The sequence below is a fragment of the Streptomyces sp. NPDC048277 genome (assembly GCF_040652235.1).
GTDB lineage: Bacteria > Actinomycetota > Actinomycetes > Streptomycetales > Streptomycetaceae > Streptomyces.
The window spans coordinates 534307-551075 of the sequence record NZ_JBEZLQ010000002.1 but is presented as its reverse complement, the minus strand read 5'-3'; the positions used below and the strand labels follow the sequence as shown (position 1 = coordinate 551075).

16 protein-coding genes are annotated in these 16769 nt (G+C 71.4%); 9 read left to right on the top strand and 7 right to left on the bottom strand.

What is annotated here, in order from left to right; translation table 11 throughout:
• Nucleotides 1-51: 51 nt before the first annotated feature.
• Both AB0D85_RS07190 and AB0D85_RS07185 read right to left on the bottom strand, forming a co-directional pair.
• Nucleotides 52-804, bottom strand: coding sequence for an MBL fold metallo-hydrolase (locus tag AB0D85_RS07190; protein WP_362314832.1), 753 nt, complete (start codon nt 802-804; stop codon nt 52-54).
• 64 nt (nt 805-868) lie between these two features.
• Nucleotides 869-1450 (bottom strand): TIGR03086 family metal-binding protein, encoded by a 582-nt coding sequence (locus tag AB0D85_RS07185; RefSeq protein WP_362314830.1) that lies wholly within the window; start codon nt 1448-1450, stop codon nt 869-871.
• Between the two features lie 225 nt (nt 1451-1675).
• On the opposite strand from AB0D85_RS07185, the gene AB0D85_RS07180 reads away from it, so the two are divergent.
• Nucleotides 1676-2905: an MFS transporter gene (locus tag AB0D85_RS07180; RefSeq protein WP_362314827.1), complete on the top strand. Its 1230-nt coding sequence runs from the start codon at nt 1676-1678 to the stop codon at nt 2903-2905.
• On the opposite strand, the gene AB0D85_RS07175 is transcribed toward AB0D85_RS07180, so the two are convergent.
• Together AB0D85_RS07175 and AB0D85_RS07170 are read right to left on the bottom strand one after the other, a co-directional pair.
• Nucleotides 2848-4008 carry a hypothetical protein gene (locus tag AB0D85_RS07175; RefSeq protein WP_362315237.1) on the bottom strand — a complete coding sequence of 387 codons (1161 nt, stop codon included), beginning with the start codon at nt 4006-4008 and terminating at the stop codon, nt 2848-2850. The genes AB0D85_RS07180 and AB0D85_RS07175 overlap by 58 nt on opposite strands.
• A gap of 44 nt (nt 4009-4052) precedes the next feature.
• The gene (locus AB0D85_RS07170; protein WP_362314825.1) at nt 4053-4994 is read right to left on the bottom strand and encodes a 5-dehydro-4-deoxyglucarate dehydratase; all 942 of its coding nucleotides are present in this window, start codon (nt 4992-4994) and stop codon (nt 4053-4055) included.
• A 224-nt stretch (nt 4995-5218) separates the two neighbouring features.
• On the opposite strand from AB0D85_RS07170, the gene AB0D85_RS07165 reads away from it, so the two are divergent.
• From AB0D85_RS07165 to AB0D85_RS07135, 7 genes are all read left to right on the top strand, one after another.
• Nucleotides 5219-6028 (top strand): NAD(P)-dependent oxidoreductase, encoded by an 810-nt coding sequence (locus AB0D85_RS07165; RefSeq protein WP_362314822.1) that lies wholly within the window; start codon nt 5219-5221, stop codon nt 6026-6028.
• A 314-nt stretch (nt 6029-6342) separates the two neighbouring features.
• Nucleotides 6343-7113 (top strand): DeoR/GlpR family DNA-binding transcription regulator, encoded by a 771-nt coding sequence (locus AB0D85_RS07160; protein WP_362314819.1) that lies wholly within the window; start codon nt 6343-6345, stop codon nt 7111-7113.
• A 76-nt stretch (nt 7114-7189) separates the two neighbouring features.
• Nucleotides 7190-8557, top strand: coding sequence for a sugar ABC transporter substrate-binding protein (locus tag AB0D85_RS07155; protein ID WP_362314816.1), 1368 nt, complete (start codon nt 7190-7192; stop codon nt 8555-8557).
• The gene (locus AB0D85_RS07150; protein WP_362314813.1) at nt 8554-9489 is read left to right on the top strand and encodes a sugar ABC transporter permease; all 936 of its coding nucleotides are present in this window, start codon (nt 8554-8556) and stop codon (nt 9487-9489) included. The genes AB0D85_RS07155 and AB0D85_RS07150 overlap by 4 nt, the downstream gene beginning before the upstream one ends.
• Complete coding sequence (locus AB0D85_RS07145) at nt 9486-10331, top strand: carbohydrate ABC transporter permease (protein ID WP_362314810.1); 846 nt, start codon at nt 9486-9488, stop codon at nt 10329-10331. Before AB0D85_RS07150 ends, AB0D85_RS07145 begins: the two co-directional genes overlap by 4 nt.
• Nucleotides 10328-11317 (top strand): zinc-dependent alcohol dehydrogenase family protein, encoded by a 990-nt coding sequence (locus AB0D85_RS07140; protein ID WP_362314807.1) that lies wholly within the window; start codon nt 10328-10330, stop codon nt 11315-11317. The genes AB0D85_RS07145 and AB0D85_RS07140 overlap by 4 nt, the downstream gene beginning before the upstream one ends.
• A gap of 71 nt (nt 11318-11388) precedes the next feature.
• Nucleotides 11389-12555 carry a TerD family protein gene (locus AB0D85_RS07135; RefSeq protein WP_362314804.1) on the top strand — a complete coding sequence of 389 codons (1167 nt, stop codon included), beginning with the start codon at nt 11389-11391 and terminating at the stop codon, nt 12553-12555.
• 183 nt (nt 12556-12738) lie between these two features.
• On the opposite strand, the gene AB0D85_RS07130 is transcribed toward AB0D85_RS07135, so the two are convergent.
• The gene (locus AB0D85_RS07130) at nt 12739-13305 is read right to left on the bottom strand and encodes a helix-turn-helix domain-containing protein (RefSeq protein WP_362314801.1); all 567 of its coding nucleotides are present in this window, start codon (nt 13303-13305) and stop codon (nt 12739-12741) included.
• 153 nt (nt 13306-13458) lie between these two features.
• Here AB0D85_RS07130 and AB0D85_RS07125 point away from each other — a divergent pair, with 153 nt between their 5' ends.
• Complete coding sequence (locus tag AB0D85_RS07125) at nt 13459-14904, top strand: MFS transporter (protein WP_362314798.1); 1446 nt, start codon at nt 13459-13461, stop codon at nt 14902-14904.
• Nucleotides 14905-14910: 6 nt separating this feature from the next.
• Here the strand turns inward: AB0D85_RS07125 and AB0D85_RS07120 are convergent, their stop codons facing one another.
• Together AB0D85_RS07120 and AB0D85_RS07115 are read right to left on the bottom strand one after the other, a co-directional pair.
• Complete coding sequence (locus AB0D85_RS07120; protein WP_362314795.1) at nt 14911-15780, bottom strand: carbohydrate ABC transporter permease; 870 nt, start codon at nt 15778-15780, stop codon at nt 14911-14913.
• Nucleotides 15770-16768 (bottom strand): sugar ABC transporter permease, encoded by a 999-nt coding sequence (locus AB0D85_RS07115; protein ID WP_362314792.1) that lies wholly within the window; start codon nt 16766-16768, stop codon nt 15770-15772. The genes AB0D85_RS07120 and AB0D85_RS07115 overlap by 11 nt, the downstream gene beginning before the upstream one ends.
• Nucleotide 16769 lies beyond the last annotated feature (1 nt).

Genomic DNA, 16769 nt, shown 5'->3' with positions numbered 1-16769 from the left:
CCCCGGCCCAGCCGCCCCGGAGTGACGCTCACGGGACAGCTCCCGGCCGGTTCAGAAGCCCCGCGCCTCGCCCTCCCGGGCCACCGCCGTCCCCCGCCCGAACACCACACCCGCCCGGGCCGCCGCCATCTCCCTCGTGAGCGCCGGCCCCACATGGGTGATCAGCAGCTCCCGTGCCCCCGCCTCCCGGGCGACCAGCCCCGCGTCCTCCGGCGTCAGATGCACCTGTTCGCCATCGCGATGCTCGTCGAGGTCGGCCTCGCACAGGAACACGTCCGCCCGGGTGGCGAGTTCCCGCAGGGCGTCGCACGGTCCGCTGTCCCCGGAGTACGCGAGGACGCTCCCCTGGCACTCGGCGCGCAACCCGTACGCCTCGGTGCCGTGCGCGACCGCGCGGGCGCCGAGCCGCAGGTTCCAGTGCTGGACGACATGGCCGTCGTAGAGCGGCCGGAAGTCGAACACCCCGCCCAGGAAGCCCAGATCCGGTCGGCCGAAGAAGCTCGCCAGCCGCTGTGCGCACTCCTGCGGCGCGTACACCGGGATCGGGGCGGCCGGTGTCATCCCGCCGAAGGCGTACGCGTACGCGGCGGCCAGTAGATCCGCGCTGTGGTCCGCGTGCAGGTGCGAGATCCAGATCGCCGTGAGCCGTGCGGGATCCGTGTGCCGCTGCAACTCCGCGAAGGTGCCGGTCCCCGCGTCCACCCATACCTCGGCGCCCCCACCACGCAGCAGATAGCCGGAGCACGGGCGGCCCGGACGGGGGTGCGGAGAGGCGGTACCGAGGACGGTGAGGCTCAGTGGCATGGCGAGGAGAGTACGGATACGGGTCCCCGCCCGCTCACCGTTCCGGTTCCTCCACGGCGTCCCCTTACGGCTTCCACCCCGGATCCCGGCCGCTCAGCCCCACCGTCCGGTCCAGCAACGGCGCCCCCTCCGGCACCGGCACGACGGGCCCGAACGGGCCGCGTTCGCCCTGCGCCGCCATCCTCAGGAAGCCGTACGACGCCTCCAGCGCGGCCGGGTCCGGGACGTACCGCTGACCCGTGGCCCGGGCCAGGTCCCAGCCGTGGACGACCAGTTCGTCCGCGGCCACCGCACCGGCCACCCCGCCCGGCAGGTCGATCCCGCCCGCACGCGTCATGCCGGTCCACGCGTCCGGGTCCCGCCAGGCCTCCGCCAGTTCGTCGAGCGCCTTGGGCAGCTCCGCCCGCCAGCCCGGCCCGATGTCGGGCGTGACGGTGCCGGGAGGCGTGGCGGTCGTCGGCCCCAGGTCCTTGCGGGCCGCGTCCCGGAAGGCCACGGAGAGCCCTGCCACGTGGCCCAGCAGGTGCCGGACCGCGTAGGCGGGGCACGGCGTCGTCCCGGCCAGGTGTCCGTCCGTCACCCGCTCCGCGAGCGCCGCCACGATCCTCGCCTGCGGGCCGAGGTCGATCATGGTCGTGCCGGTCATTCCGGTTCCTCCTGCCGACTGGGGCGCCATCTTCGATGGCCGTCTTCGGTCGATGTCTTCAGGAGGTGGACCGGAGCGGCCGCCGGAACTCATCGGTGCGCCCGCCCCCACGCCGGCCGGTCCGCCATACCGAGGGCGCAGGCGGCGGCGAACCTACCGCCGTCCCCGGGGATACGGCACCTTCCCGATCCCCGCACCCCCGCCTTAGCCCCACGATGACCAGGCATGACAGCCCTCTCCTGGTCCGTGGCCCGGCTCCTGCGCGACCGCAACGCCGCGCTCTACCTCACCGGCGTCGTGGTGTCCGGCTTCGGCAGTTCCGCGCTGTGGCTGGTGTCGGGCGTGTGGGTCAAGGACCTCACCGGGTCCAACGGCCTCGCCGCCCTCTGCACCGCCGCCCTCTGGACCCCCACCCTCTTCGGCCCCGCCCTCGGCACCCTCGCCGACCGCGTCCGCCGCAAGCCCCTGCTGATCTGGACGAACCTCGCCCTCGCCGTCCTCCTGCTCCCGCTCTGGACGGTCGACTCCCCCGACTCCGTCTGGCTGCTCTTCACCGTGCTCCTGCTCTACGGCGCCGCGGGCGTCGTGGAGGGGGCGGCCAACTCCGCCCTCGTCGCCGCCGCCGTCGACCCCGCCCTCCTCGGCGACTTCAACGGGCTGCGGATGACCGCCCGCGAGGGCATGAAGCTGGTCGCCCCGCTGACCGGCGCCGCGCTGTACACGGCGTACGGCGGGCCGAGCGTGGCGCTGCTGGACGCGCTGACCTTCGTACTGGCGGCGGGCGTGTGCACGCTGCTCCGGGTGCGCGAGGAGCGGCCCGGGCCGGCCGCCGGGAGCTGGCGGCGGCAGACCGTCGAGGGCGCCCGTCTGCTGTGGGCGCACCCGGTGCTGCGGCCGCTGGTCCGCGCCGGCGGCGCCACGATGTGCCTCGCCTCGCTCGGCAGCAGCCTGAACTACGCCGTCGTGGCCGCCGCCGGCCGCTCCCCCGCCTATGTCGGCGTGCTGTACGCCGTGCAGGGCGTCGGCTCGGTGGCCGTCGGCCTGGTCTCCGGGCCCGCCCTGCGCCGGCTCGGCGAGCGGCGGTTCGCGGCGTACGGCATCGCGCTGACGGCGGTCGCGGTGGCCGGGCGGGCCGTGCCATGGGACATGTCCCTGCTGGCGTGCGGCCTGGCCGGCGGGCTCGGGCTGCCCTGCGTGCTGATCGCCGCCTACACCGCCGTGCAGCGCGAGATCCCGGCCGCCGCGCTGGGGCGGGCGACCGCGACCGCCGACACGCTGATGTTCGCACCGAACGTGATCGGCCTGACCGTCGGGGCCGCCCTGGTCGAACTCGTCGACCACCGGGTGCTGTTGGCGGTCCTCGGCGGCGCGTTGCTCGCCACCGCCGGGGCGCTCACTCAGCGCAGGGCGGCACGCACCGCCGCCAGGTCGCCGTCCGACGCCAACCCCGCGTGATACAGCCGCAGTTCGGTCGCGCCCAGCGCACGCGCGCGTTCCGCGTCGGCCGCCAGGGTGCCGGGGCTGCCGCCCATCCCGGAGACCACGCCGAAGTTGGCGGCCAGCACGGTGTCCTCGCGCGCGTGCTCGGCGAAGGGCGCCAGCAGGGCCGTACCGCCCGCGCAGGGGACCACCACGCCGTCCGCGACCGACAGCACATGGGCGGGATCCACGCCCGCGTTGGCGCCGCAGTGGTACGGCACCGGGTCGGCGTGCAGCAGCACCTGGAAGCCCGCGGGGGCCGCCGCCCGCACCGCGGTGACCGCCTCCTCCTGGAGTGCGCGGGCCCGGCCGTCGCGCCACGCGCGCGTGGCCGCCGCGACCGGCTCGCCGAGCAGCTTCTCCACCGTCGGCCAGCCGGCGTCGTCACCCGTGCCCCGCCACAGCGGCTCCAGGGCCTCCCGGACGGCGGCCGCCAACTCGTCCGCGTCCAGGCCCTGTTCGCCGTAACCGGCCCGGCAGTCCGGGCAGAAGCACAGGGCCATCAGGTACTGGCCGGCGTCCCCCGGAGCGACCCCGGCGGTCTTGTCGTGGGCGTGCAGGTGCTGCAGGCCGTACCAGCCGAGGGACTCCAGTTCGGTGCCGGCCGCGCCCGGGCGTACGGCGGCCTCGGCGGCGAGGCCGGTCAGGTACGCGCGCGTGGCGGGCTGGGCGATACAGGGGGCCCAGGGGTAGCGGTCACCGTAGGCGTTGACGACCGAGGTCTCCGGATGCTCGGCGCCCATACGGGAGTTGTGGGCGAGGATCACCCAGGTGTGGACCTCCAGGCCGGCGCCGTGCAGGGCCTCGGCGGCCTCCCCGTAGGCGTCGCCTGGGGCCCAGTCGCCCGCCGGGCAGGGGCGGAGCTGCCGCCCGGCCCAGCGGTCGTCGTCCATCGGGTAGTACACGGCCGCGTGTTCGGCGGTGACGATGCGACGGCGGGGGTGGCGGGGGGTCAGCGCGCGGGTGGAGTGGTAGGCGGAGGCGAGGGTGACCTGGTCCACGCCGAGCGCGGCGATGCGGTCCGGGGCCTCCGGGTCCCCGTTGACGTCCCAGGGGTAGACGAACGTCGAGACCTTCAGCCGTCCCGCTCCGGACGCCTTCAACCGTCCTCCTCCGGACACCGTCACGCGTCCCCCTCCAGCAGCGCGTACCCACGCTCGATCAGTTGAGCGAGCTGCTTCAGATGATCCTCGCTCGGCTCGTGCAGCGGGGGGCGGACCTCGCCGACGTCCAGGCCGCGCAGTCGTACGCCCGCCTTGACCAGCGAGACGGCGTATCCCCGGCCCTGGGCCCGGAGTTCGACGAACGGGCGGTAGAAACCGTCCAGCAGGCGCTCCAGCGTCGGCCGGTCGCCCTCGCGCAGGGCCGCGTGGAAGGCGAGGGCGATCTCCGGGACGAAGCAGAAGACGGCCGAGGAGTAGAGGGTGATGCCGATGGCCTGGTAGGCGAGCTGGGTCTGCTCGGCGGTGGGCAGGCCGTTGAAGTAGAGGAAGTCGCCCGGGACCTCGGTGCGGACCGCGCTGACGATGCGCTGCAACAGGTCCAGGTCGCCGAGGCCGTCCTTGAAGCCGATGATGCCCTCGGTGCGGGCGAGTTCGACGACCGTGGGCGGGGTGAACACCGCGTTGTCGCGCTGGTAGACGATCACCGGGAGTTCGGTCGCCGCGGCCACCTCACGGTAGTGCCGCAGCAGTCCCTCCTGGCCGGCGACCACCAGATAGGGCGGCATGGCGAGGAGGCCGTCGGCGCCCGCGGCCTCGGCGAGACGCGCGTAGCGTACGGCGAGCGCGGTGCCGTAGCCGGCGCCGGCGACCACCGGGACCCGGCCCTCGGCCGCCGCCACGGCCGCGCCCACGCAGGCCTCGTACTCCTCCGGGAGCAGCGCGTGGAACTCCCCGGTACCGCAGCAGGCGAACACGGCGGCGGCACCGGCCTCGACGCCCCGGCGGACGTGCTCGCGGTAGGCGTCGAGGTCGAGGGAGCCGTCGGGGCCGTAGGCCGTGACGGGGAAGAAGAGCGGCCCGCGCGGGTCACGAAGCCGGGCGGCGAGAGGGGCTGGCGTCACGGGCGCTCCCTGTCGATGCATGTCTCTGATCGGTGTCCATATTCATGAACGCGACCACGTTACGAGTCCCCTTGAGGGCCGGTCAAGCAGACAAGCGACCAACATCCGAGCGGATTTCCGCACTCCACGGCACACTTGACTCGATGCGCCCCAGCTCCCTAGCGTGTCCACGAATGTGAATATCAGGCACGTACGCGACCGGCGCCGAGTCAAGGAGACCGTGGATGCCCACTCCCCGCACGCTACTGCTCACCGGAGCCGCAGGCGGGCTCGGCACCCTGATGCGGTCCCTGCTCCCGGAGTACGGCTACGAGCTGCGCCTGTTCGACGTGCGCCCGATCGAGGGCGAGCCGGACGCGATCACCGCCGACCTCTCCGACAAGGAGGCCCTGCGCGAGGCCGTGCGGGACGCGGACGCGGTCCTGCACCTCGCGGGGATCTCCCTGGAGGCCCCCTTCGAGAAGATCCTCCGGTCGAACATCGAGGGCACCTACAACCTGTACGAGGCCGCCCGCGAGGCCGGTGTGCCGCGGATCGTCTTCGCCTCCTCCAACCACGCCGTCGGCCACACCCCGGCCCCGCGCGCGGGCGACCCGCTGATCCCGGTCGACACCCCGCACCGCCCGGACACCTTCTACGGCCTCTCCAAGTCCTTCGGCGAGGACCTCGCCCAGCTGTACTGGGACCGGCACGGCCTGGAGACCGTCTCCGTGCGCATCGGCTCCTGCTTCCCGGAGCCGAGCGACGTCCGCGGACTCTCGGTGTGGATGAGCCCCGCCGACGGCGCCCGCCTCTTCCACGCGGCCCTGACCGCCGAGGAGGTCGGCCACACCGTGGTCTACGGCTCCTCCGCCAACACCCGGCTGTGGTGGGACCTGACCAGCGCACGGGCGCTCGGCTACGACCCGCAGGACGACTCCGAGCAGTACGCCGGGAAGCTGATCGCCGAGCACGGCGAGCTGGACCCGGAGAACCCGGCCCACACCTACCTGGGCGGCCGCTTCGTGAACGACCCGCCCATCTGGCCGTACTGAACGGCACACACAGGCGGCGGAAAACAGTCGGCCACGACGGCGGGCGGGCACCGAACGGGCCCGCCCGCCGTCGTATTCGGGCATCCGGGCCGCCCGCTCCCACCCCTCCCCCGGCAGGCGCGCAGGTCCGAGGCGGGCACCGCGCCCGGCAAACGGGCACACCCGGGCAGCATCGGGCCCGCAACAGACCTGGTCAGCCTCGCACCCCCGCTGTAGAACTTGCTGCATGGCCCGAACGGGCAGTTCCACGGCGTTTCCACAGGCGTTTCCACAGGCGTTTCCGCGGGCGTTTCCACAAGGGAGTGGGTGACGAGATGAGCACGAAGACGGCGGAGGAACGCCAGCGCGAGATCGTGCGGGCCGCGCGCGCCACGGGCTCCGTCGACGTCACCGCGCTCGCCGACGCCCTGGGCGTGGCCAAGGAGACCATCCGGCGCGACCTGCGCTCCCTGGAGGACCACGGCCTGGTGCGCCGTACCCACGGGGGCGCGTATCCGGTCGAGAGCGCCGGCTTCGAGACCACGCTCGCCTTCCGCTCGACCAGCCATGTCCCGGAGAAGCGGCGGATCGCGTCGGCCGCCGCGGAGCTCCTCGGCGACGCCGAGACCGTCTTCGTCGACGAGGGCTTCACCCCGCAGCTCATCGCCGAGGCACTGCCGACGGACCGCCCGCTGACCGTGGTCACTGCCTCACTGCCGGTGGCGGGCGCGCTCGCCGAGGCCGAGAACATGTCGGTGCTGCTGCTCGGCGGACGGGTGCGGGCCGGCACACTGGCGACCGTCGACCACTGGACGACGAAGATGCTCGCCGGCTTCGTTCTCGATCTCGCCTACATTGGAGCCAACGGCATCTCGCGCGAGCACGGGCTGACCACCCCGGACCCCGCCGTCGGCGAGGTCAAGGCGCAGGCCATCCGCGCCGCACGCAGGACGGTCTTCGCGGGCGTGCACACCAAGTTCGGCGCCGTCAGCTTCTGCCGCTTCGCCGAGGTCGGCGCCCTGGAGGCGATCGTGACCAGCACCCTGCTGCCCACCGCCGAGGCCCACCGCTACTCCCTGCTGGGCCCGCAGATCATCCGGGTCTGACCCACCGCTGTCACCGCTCAAGGCATTTCCATACCCACCACTGCCCTGTATATCCCGATTCCTCCAGGAGCGATCCATGCGAACCCCGAGCCGACGGAGGCCGCGCGTCACCCTCGCCATGGCCGCCGCAGGGACGCTGCTCGCCCCGCTGCTCTCCGGCTGCTGGGTCGGTGCGGGCGGGTCCGGTTCCGGCGGCGACTCGATCAACGTGCTGATGGTCAACAACCCCCAGATGACGGAACTCCAGAAGCTCGCCCCGCGCTTCACCAAGGAGACCGGCATCAAGGTCAACTTCACCGTGCTGCCCGAGAACGACGTCCGCGACAAGATCAGCCAGGACTTCGCCAACCAGGCCGGCCAGTACGACGTGGCCACCCTGTCCAACTACGAGATTCCGATCTACGCCCGCAACGGCTGGCTGCACGAGATGGACTCGTACGTCGCGAAGGACCCCGGCTACGACGAGCAGGACATCCTCCAGCCGATGCGCGAGTCCCTGACCGCCGACGACGGCAAGCTCTACGGCCAGCCCTTCTACGGCGAGTCGTCCTTCCTGATGTACCGCAAGGACGTGTTCGCCGCGAAAGGCCTGACGATGCCCGCGCACCCCACCTGGCAGCAGGTCGCCGACCTCGCCGCGAAAGTGGACGGCGCCCAGTCCGGCATGCGCGGCATCTGCCTGCGCGGTCTGCCCGGCTGGGGCGAGCTGATGGCACCGCTGACCACCGTGGTGAACACCTTCGGGGGCACCTGGTTCGACAAGAACTGGAAGGCCCAGCTGACCGCGCCCGGGTTCGAGAACGCCACGAAGTTCTATGTCGACCTCGTCCGCAAGCACGGCGAGTCCGGCGCCCCCCAGTCCGGCTTCGCCGAGTGCCTGAACAACATGACCCAGGGCAAGGTCGCCATGTGGTACGACGCCACCAGCGCCGCAGGCCTGCTGGAGGCGAACGGCTCCCCGGTCAAGGGCAAGCTCGGCTACGTCCCGGCACCCGTGGAGCAGACGAAGTCCGCCGGCTGGCTCTACACCTGGGCCTGGGGCATCCAGAAGGCCTCCCGCAACCCCGACAAGGCCTGGAAGTTCGTCTCCTGGGCGTCCAGCAAGGAGTACGAGGAACTGGTCGGCGAGACCAGCGGCTGGTCCGACGTACCGGCGGGCAAGCGGGCGTCGACGTACACGAACGCCGACTACGTCAAGTCGGCCGCCGCCTTCCAGGAGATGACCAAGGAGGCCATCGAGAGCGCCCGCCCGAACGACCCCGGCGTACAGCCGCGGCCCGCGCCCGGCATCCAGTTCGTCGACATCCCCGAGTTCACCGATCTCGGCACCAAGGTCTCCCAGGAGATCAGTTCGGCCATCGCCGGACGGCAGTCCGTCGACTCGGCCCTCCAGAAGTCCCAGCAGCTCGCCGAGAAGATCTCCAAGGAGTACGAGGGACGATGACCGCGACGACAGCCCCCTACGCAGCATCACCCGCACGCGCCACGCGGCCGCCCTCCGCCCGCCTGCGCGCCTGGGCCACCCGGGCCCCGCTGCTGCCCGCCCTGGTCTTCATGATCGTCGTGACCCAGCTCCCGTTCGTGGCCACGGTGGTCATCTCCTTCTTCGACTGGAACGCCCTCTATCCGAAGGCCCGTCACTTCGCCGGCGTCGACAACTACCGCCAGGTGCTGACCGACGCGGACCTGCGCCACTCGGTCTGGACGACGGTCCTCCTCACGGTCACCGTGGTGCTGGTCAGCCTGGTGCTCGGCCTCGCGCTCGCGCTGCTCCTGAACAACAGGTTCCGCGGCCGGGGCGTCGTCCGCACCCTCCTGATCGCCCCCTTCCTGGTGGTCCCGGTGGCCGCGGCCCTGCTCTGGAAGCACGTCCTGTACAACCCCGAATACGGCCTGCTCAACGGCCTGTTGCACTACGTCGGCGGACCGCAGCCCGACTGGATCTCCAACACGCCGCTGCTGGCGGTGGAGGCCGCCCTGGTGTGGCAGTGGACGCCGTTCATGATGCTGATCCTGCTCGCCGGGCTGCAGAGCCGGGACCCCGAGCAGATCGAGGCCGCCCGGGTGGACGGCGCGAACGAGTGGCAGGTCTTCCGCCATCTGACGCTCCCGCACCTGCGCCGCTACCTCGAACTCGGCGCCCTGCTGGGCTCCATCTACATCGTCCAGAACTTCGACGCGGTCTTCACCATCACATCCGGCGGCCTGGGCACCGCCAACCTCCCCTACACCGTCTACCAGAGCTTCTACCAGGCCCACGAGAACGGCCTCGCCTCGGCCGCCGGCGTCCTGGTGGTCATCGGCTCGATCGTCATCGCGACCTTCGCCCTGCGCGTGGTGTCGTCCCTGTTCCGAGAGGAGGCGTCCCGCGCATGAGCACCCTCGCCCCACGCATCCGGCAGCACCGGGGTGTCGGCGTCGGCCTGGTGGCCTGGCTGGCCGGCATCGTCTTCTTCTTCCCCATCGCCTGGATGGCTCTGACGTCCTTCCACTCCGAGGCGGACGCGGCGACCAACCCGCCCTCCTTCGGCGCCGCCCTCACCCTCGACGGCTACCGCGAGTTCTTCGGGGCGGGCGGCGGCGCGAGCCCCTGGCCGGCGCTGATCAACTCGGCGGTCGCCTCGATCGTCTCCACGCTCCTCGTCCTGGTCCTGGCCTTCCCGGCGGCCTACGCGCTGTCGATCCGGCGGGTGAAGAAGTGGACGGACGTCCTGTTCTTCTTCCTCTCCACGAAGATGCTGCCGGTCGTCGCCGGCCTGCTGCCGATCTACCTGTTCGCGAAGAACACCGGGATGCTGGACAACATCTGGTTCCTGGTCATCCTCTACACCTCCATGAACCTGCCGATCGCGGTGTGGATGATGCAGTCCTTCCTCGCCGAGGTCCCGGTCGCGGTGATCGAGGCCGCGCAGATCGACGGCGCCCGCCTCCCGACGATCCTCGCGCGCGTGGTCGCCCCGATCGCCCTGCCCGGCATCGCCGCCACCTCCCTGATCTGCTTCATCTTCAGCTGGAACGAACTTCTCTTCGCCCGAGTCCTGACGGGCGTGGTCGCCGAGACCGCCCCCGTCTTCCTGACCGGCTTCATCACCAGCCAGGGCCTGTTCCTGGCCAAGGTGTGCGCCGCGTCGCTCGTCGTCTCCCTGCCGGTGCTCGCCGCGGGGTTCGCCGCCCAGGACAAGCTGGTCCAGGGCCTGTCGTTGGGAGCCGTGAAATGAAGGCCGCCGTCATCGAGTCCGTGGGCCGCGCCGTCGTCACCGAGGTCCCGGACCCGACCCCGGGCCCCCGCGAGGTCGTCGTGGAGGTGGCCGCCTGCGGTCTGTGCGGCACCGATCTGCACATCCTCCAGGGCGAGTTCGCGCCCAAGCTGCCGATCGTGCCGGGCCACGAGTTCGCCGGCGAGGTGGTCGGCGTCGGCGCCCAGGTCACCGAGGTGTCGATCGGCGACCGGGTCGCGGTCGACCCCTCCCTGTACTGCCACGAGTGCCGCTACTGCCGGGACGGCCACAACAACCTCTGCGAGCGCTGGGCCGCGATCGGCGTGACCGTGCCGGGCGGCGCCGCGCAGTACGCCGTCGCCCCCGTCGCCAACTGCGTGAAGCTCCCGGAGCACGTCCGCACCCAGGACGCGGCCCTGGTCGAGCCCCTCTCCTGCGCGGTACGCGGCTACGACGTCCTGCGCTCGCGCCTGGGCGCCCATGTCCTGATCTACGGCTCGGGCACGATGGGCCTGATGATGCTGGAGCTGGCCAAGCGCACGGGCGCGGCGAGCGTCGACGTGGTCGACCTCAACCCGGCCCGTCTGGAGACCGCCCGGCGGCTCGGCGTCTCGGCCTCCGCCGCCAACGCCGACGAACTGGACCGCCCGCAGGGCTGGGACGTCGTCATCGACGCGACCGGCAACGCGGCGGCGATCCAGGACGGCCTGGAGCGGGTCTCGAAGGCGGGCACCTTCCTCCAGTTCGGCGTCGCCGACTACGCGACCCGGGTGACCATCGACCCGTACCGCATCTACAACCAGGAGCTCACCATCACCGGCTCCATGGCCGTCCTGCACAGCTACGAACGCGCGGCCGAACTGTTCGCGAACGGGGTGCTGGACCCGGAGGTCTTCATCAGCGACCGCCTTCCGCTCGACAGCTATCCGCAGGCGCTGGAGCAGTTCGCGGCGGGGGTGGGGCGGAAGATCGTGGTGGTGCCGTAGAAGTTCGGCGGTGCCGCGGAAGTTTAAGGGAACGGTAAAGCGGGGTCGTTCGTTCACCCGGCATGACAGCTATGACCCCTGGCTCGAACATCCCTCTTCCGGTCTCCCGGGTGGCGGTGGACGTCGCCGCCCCGGTGCGGCTCGACGTGTCGGGCCTGCTGCTGACGGGCGACGGCAAGGTGCGCTCCGACGACGACTTCATCTTCTACAACCAGCCGAACGGCCCGGGTGTGACGTACCGCTCCGGCGGCGGTACGTCCCCGGACGCGATCACCGTCGACACGGCCGCCGTGCCGCCGGGCATCGAGAAGATCGTGGTCACCGCGAGCCCGGACGCCGCAGGTCAGACCTTCCAGGGCATCGAGCCGACGGCGACGATCCGCAACGCGGACGACGGCTCGGTACTGGCCACGTTCACGCCCCCGCAGCTGGGCACGGAGACGGCCCTGGTGGTCGTGGAGATCTATCTGCGGGGCGGCGCGTGGAAGGCCCGCGCGGTCGGCCAGGGGTACGCGAACGGGCTGGCGGGCATCGCGACGGACTTCGGTGTGACGGTGGAGGAACCGGCGGCACCGGCCCCGCAGCCGACGGCGCCCGTGGCGGCCCCGCCGGTCCCCGCCGCACCTCCCGCGCCGCCCGCTCCGCCCGCCCCCGGCACCGGGAAGATCAACCTGGACAAGGGCAGAGTCAGCCTCCAGAAGAACCAGACCGTGTCCCTGGTCAAGGGCGGCAGCCCGCTGCTCTCCCAGGTGAAGATGGGCCTGGGCTGGGAGCCGGCGTTCCGCGGCAAGGACATCGACCTGGACGCCTCGGTCATCGCCTACGGCCCGCAGCGCAACCACATCGACAGCTGCTACTTCGGCAAGCTGTCCATCCTCAACGGCGCCATCAAGCACTCCGGGGACAACCTCACGGGTGAGGGAGGCGGCGACGACGAGGTGATCGTGGTCGACCTCGGCCGGATCCCCCCGGAGGTCACCGGCCTGGTCTTCACGGTCAACTCCTTCTCCGGCCAGAAGTTCACGGAGGTCGCCAAGGCCTACTGCCGGCTCCTGGACGCCAGGACCGACGAGGAACTGGCCCGCTTCGACCTCACCAACGCCGAGGCACAGACGGGCGTGATGATGGCGAAGCTGGTCCGGCAGTTCTCGGGCGAATGGGACATGACGGCGATGGGCTCGTTCGTAAAGGCCCGCACGGTACGCAACATGGTGAAGCCGGGAGCGGAAGCCCTGTAGTTCCCTCAGCCGCGGGCAGTCGTGCCTCCCCCAGTGCCTTAAGGGCCTGGGGGCACCCCCAGGCGGCACGGGTGGGCGCGGGCGGCACCCCGCAAGCGCGGGCAAGCGCACCCACCCCCGCCCAGCCCCAGCACCGCCCACCACGCACTCACGGCCACATACTCACGCACGGCGGCCGCACACTCACGGCCGCAACCCCTCCGTCAGCAGCTCCAGATACCGCCGGATCTGCTTCCCCTGCCCGTTCGCCAGTTCCGACGCCGTGGCCACCCCGTGCGCCAGCCGCAGCAGATCGATCGCCTCGATATCCTCCCGCAGTGTCCCCTCCGCCTTCGCCGCGTCCGCCAACCGCGTCGCCGAGCCCCGGACCGTCGTGCCGCAGGCCGTGAGCATGGCCGAGCTGCCGTCGGTGACCGCCGACCCCAGCAGGGCCTTCAGGCCACGTACCTGGAGGGTGGCGACGCACAGTTCGTTCAGCCACTCCGTGAGCGCCGCTCCCGGCGCCAGCTCCGCCGCGAACTCGTCGGCCTTGGCAGCCAGTCCCTCCAGCCGGTCGGCCAACGCGGCCTCCAGCAGCGCCTGCCGCGTCGGGAAGTGCCGGTAGAGCGTGCCGGAGCCGACGCCCGCCCGTTTGGCGATGTCGTCCAGCGACGCGTTCTCACCATGCTCGGCGAAGGCCTCGACGGCCACCTTCAGCAAGCGCTCGTAGTTGCGGCGAGCATCCGCGCGCATCGGCCTGACCTGCGTCATCCAGTTACTCCTTGCGAACCGGGGACCCTCTCCGTATCTTAGCGAGCACTAAACGGAGACAGTCCCCGGTTATCGCCGTGTGCTCCCCGGGCAGTCCGCCTGCCCGTACGCGCCCGTGCCCGCGCCCGGGGACGCCCAGAACGGGAGAACCTCATGTCCGCCCCGTCCAGCCCGTCCGCACCGTCCACGGCCGCCGGCCCGCCCGCCTCCTCGCACCCCGCAAGGCTCCGCTCCGCCCTCCTCGTCATCGTCACCGCGTACATGATGGTCGGCGTCGACTCCACCGTCGTCAACGTCGCCCTGCCCGACATCCAGCAGGACCTGGGGTTCAGCCGCACCGGTCTGTCCTGGGTGCTCAACGCCTACACCCTCGCCTTCGGCGGTCTGTTACTGCTCGGCGGGCGGGTCGGCGACATCGCCGGCCGCCGTCGTACGCTCGGCACCGGCGCACTGCTGTTCGCACTCTCCTCGTTCCTCGGCGGGGTCGCGGGCGAGGGCTCCTGGCTGCTCACCGCACGGGCCCTGCAAGGCGTCGGCGCGGCCCTGATCGCCCCCAGCACCCTGGCCCTGATCACCACCAACTTCCCGCCGGGACCGCGCCGCCACCACGCCCTGAGCGTCTACTCCTCCATGGCCGGCATCGGCGGCTCCGTCGGACTGGTCCTGGGCGGCATGCTCACCTCGTGGGCGTCCTGGCGCTGGGCCCTGCTCATCAACGTCCCCATCGGCATCGCCCTGTTCCTGGCCCTGCCCCGCTTCGTGGCCGAGGCCCCGCGGCACGCGGGCCGCTTCGACCTCGCGGGCGCGCTGACCGGGACGGCCGGGATGAGCTCGCTGGTGTACGCGTTCATCCGGGTCTCCGAGGAGGGCTGGAGCGACACCCAGGCCCTGCTCGGGTTCGGTTGCGCGGTCGCGCTGCTCCTCGGCTTCGCACTGATCGAGTCCCGGGCCGGCCAACCCATCATGCCGCTGCGGCTGTTCGCCGACCGCGACCGGGCGGGCGGCTATCTCACCGTCATGCTGCTGCCCGCGGGCATGTTCGGCGCCTTCTACTTCCTCACCCTCATCTGCCAACAGGTCCTGGAGTACAGCCCGTTGCGTGCCGGGTTCGCGTTCCTGCCCATGACCCTGACGATGTTCGCGGTGGTACGGGTGCTGCCCCGGCTGCTGGCCCGCTTCGGGGCCAAGCCGCTGATGCTCACCGGCATCGTCCTGCTCGCCCTCGCCGGCGGCTGGCTGTGGCGGTTGCGGCCCGGGGACGGTTACGCCACCGGGCTGCTCGGCCCGCTGCTGTTGCTGGGCGCGGGGGTCGGCCTGAGCTTCATGCCGCTCAACGCGACCATCCTCGCCCGCATCGAACCCCGGGAGGCGGGGGCCGCCTCCGGTCTCCTGCAGACCCTGCAGTGGCTGGGCGGCACCCTCGGACTCGCCGTCCTGGTCACGGTGTACGGCACGGTGACCCGGCACACGACCGGCACCCCCGCCGAGATCCTCACCCACGGCGCCGCCCGCGCCTTCGGCATCGGCTCGCTGGTCGCGGTGACCGCGTTCCTGGTGGCGGCGCTCGTGATCACGAGCCCACGCGAGCGGACGCCGTAGCCGGGGCTACATCTTCGTCGCCCCCGCCGCCAGGTCGCGCAGGAAGTGCCGGGCGCCGATCAGGAACACCACGATCAGCGGGAGCACGCTCATCAACGCCCCCGCCATCACCACCGCGTAGTCCGTGTTGTAGGCGACGTTGAGGTTGGCGAGGGCGACCTGGAGGGTGACCTTGTCGGGGTTGACCATGACGACCAGCGGCCAGATGTAGTCGTTCCAGAGGCTGATGAAGGTGAAGATGCCGAGGAACGCGAGTGCGGGCCGGAACAGCGGCAGCGCGACCTGCCAGTAGATGCGGAAGAAGCCGGCCCCGTCGATGCGCCCGGCGTCGAGGAGTTCGTCGGGCAGGGAGTTCTGCGCGTACTGGCGCATCCAGAAGATGCCGAAGGCGTTGGCCGCCCCCGGGACGATCAGCGCCTTGAGGGTGCCGGCCCAGCCGAAGTGGGCCATGGTGACGAACTGCGGCACCAGGGACAGCTGCGCCGGGATCATATAGGTGGCCAGCAGGATGCCGAACAGGATCCTCTTGCCCGGGAACTCGTACTTGGCGAAGGCGAAGGCGGCCAGGGAGTCGAAGAACAGCACGAGCAGGGTGCCGACGGTGGCCACCACGACCGTGTTGAAGAGCGAGGTGAAGAAATCGATCCGGTGGATCACCTCCCGCATGTTGTGCAGGAGGTGGCCGCCGGGCACCAGCCGGGGCGGGTAGGCCAGGATGTCCGGGGTGGTGAGGGAGGCCATCACCACCAGCCAGTAGAACGGGAACAGCGAGACCAGCACCCCGAGGAGCAGGGCGACGCGGACGGCGATCCGGGTGGTCCGGCTGCCTGACCCGATGGCGAGACCCGCGTTCGAGGACGGGTGTTCAGCGGCCACGGCCGGCCTCCTTGCCCAGCGGGATGCCACGGCGGTCGTCGCGGTCCGAGCCGGACACCAGCCGCCAGTTGATGATCGCGAACAGCGCGATGATCGCGAAGAGCAGCCAGCCCATCGCCGCGCCGTAGCCGAACTGGTGGTCGTTGAAGGACTTCTGCCACAGATAGAGCACGATGGTCATGCCTTCCTGGCCGGGACCGCCCGCGGTGCCCGGGTCGTCCGAGTAGAAGAGCACCTGCGGCTCGGTGAAGATCTGCAGGCCGTTGATGGTGGACGTGATGACGGCGAACAGGATCACCGGCCGCAGCTGCGGCACCAGCACCCGGAAGAGCAGCTGTCTGCTGCCGGCTCCGTCGACCCGGGCGGCCTCGAACAGCTCGGTGGGGATGGCCTGGAGACCGGCGAGGAAGATCAGCGCGTTGTAGCCCACCCACCGCCAGACGATCATGAGGGCGATCGCCGACTTGATGCCCAGCGCCGAGGTCAGCCAGCTGACGCCGTCCACCCCGACCGCCCTGAGCAGCGAGTTGGCGAGACCCGCCTGGGCGAAGACCGAGCCGAACACGATCGTCATCGCGACCATCGAGGTGACGTTCGGGACGAAGTACGCCACCCGCCAGGCAGCGGAGAACCGCGTCTGCGAGTGCAGCAGGAAGGCGAGGACCAGCGCCAGGAACAGCATCGGCACCGTGGACAGGAACCAGATCTCGAAGGTGTTGAGGATCGAGTGCCAGAACACCGAGTCGTGCAGCAGCCAGTAGTACTGCCGGAAGCCCACGGACTTCATGTCCCCGATGCCGTCCCAGTCCTGGAAGGACAGGTACAGCGAGAAGCCCACCGGGAACGCGCCGAAGACGGCGAAGAGGACGTAGTACGGCGAGATGGCGGCGTACGACGGAAGGTGGCGCCGCCACCGGCCGCGCGGGGCCCGCGCGCGGACCGTCTGCGCGGTGCCACCGGACGCCTGTGCCTCTGCGACGGCGGCCATG

Coding starts and splice junctions, on each gene's coding strand:
- AB0D85_RS07190 (WP_362314832.1), bottom strand. CDS start 804: ATGCCACTGAGCCTCACCGTCCTCGGTACCGCCTCTCCGCACCCCCGT.
- AB0D85_RS07185 (WP_362314830.1), bottom strand. CDS start 1,450: ATGACCGGCACGACCATGATCGACCTCGGCCCGCAGGCGAGGATCGTG.
- AB0D85_RS07180 (WP_362314827.1), top strand. CDS start 1,676: ATGACAGCCCTCTCCTGGTCCGTGGCCCGGCTCCTGCGCGACCGCAAC.
- AB0D85_RS07165 (WP_362314822.1), top strand. CDS start 5,219: ATGCCCACTCCCCGCACGCTACTGCTCACCGGAGCCGCAGGCGGGCTC.
- AB0D85_RS07160 (WP_362314819.1), top strand. CDS start 6,343: ATGAGCACGAAGACGGCGGAGGAACGCCAGCGCGAGATCGTGCGGGCC.
- AB0D85_RS07155 (WP_362314816.1), top strand. CDS start 7,190: ATGCGAACCCCGAGCCGACGGAGGCCGCGCGTCACCCTCGCCATGGCC.
- AB0D85_RS07150 (WP_362314813.1), top strand. CDS start 8,554: ATGACCGCGACGACAGCCCCCTACGCAGCATCACCCGCACGCGCCACG.
- AB0D85_RS07145 (WP_362314810.1), top strand. CDS start 9,486: ATGAGCACCCTCGCCCCACGCATCCGGCAGCACCGGGGTGTCGGCGTC.
- AB0D85_RS07140 (WP_362314807.1), top strand. CDS start 10,328: ATGAAGGCCGCCGTCATCGAGTCCGTGGGCCGCGCCGTCGTCACCGAG.
- AB0D85_RS07135 (WP_362314804.1), top strand. CDS start 11,389: ATGACCCCTGGCTCGAACATCCCTCTTCCGGTCTCCCGGGTGGCGGTG.
- AB0D85_RS07130 (WP_362314801.1), bottom strand. CDS start 13,305: ATGACGCAGGTCAGGCCGATGCGCGCGGATGCTCGCCGCAACTACGAG.
- AB0D85_RS07125 (WP_362314798.1), top strand. CDS start 13,459: ATGTCCGCCCCGTCCAGCCCGTCCGCACCGTCCACGGCCGCCGGCCCG.
- AB0D85_RS07115 (WP_362314792.1), bottom strand. CDS start 16,768: ATGGCCGCCGTCGCAGAGGCACAGGCGTCCGGTGGCACCGCGCAGACG.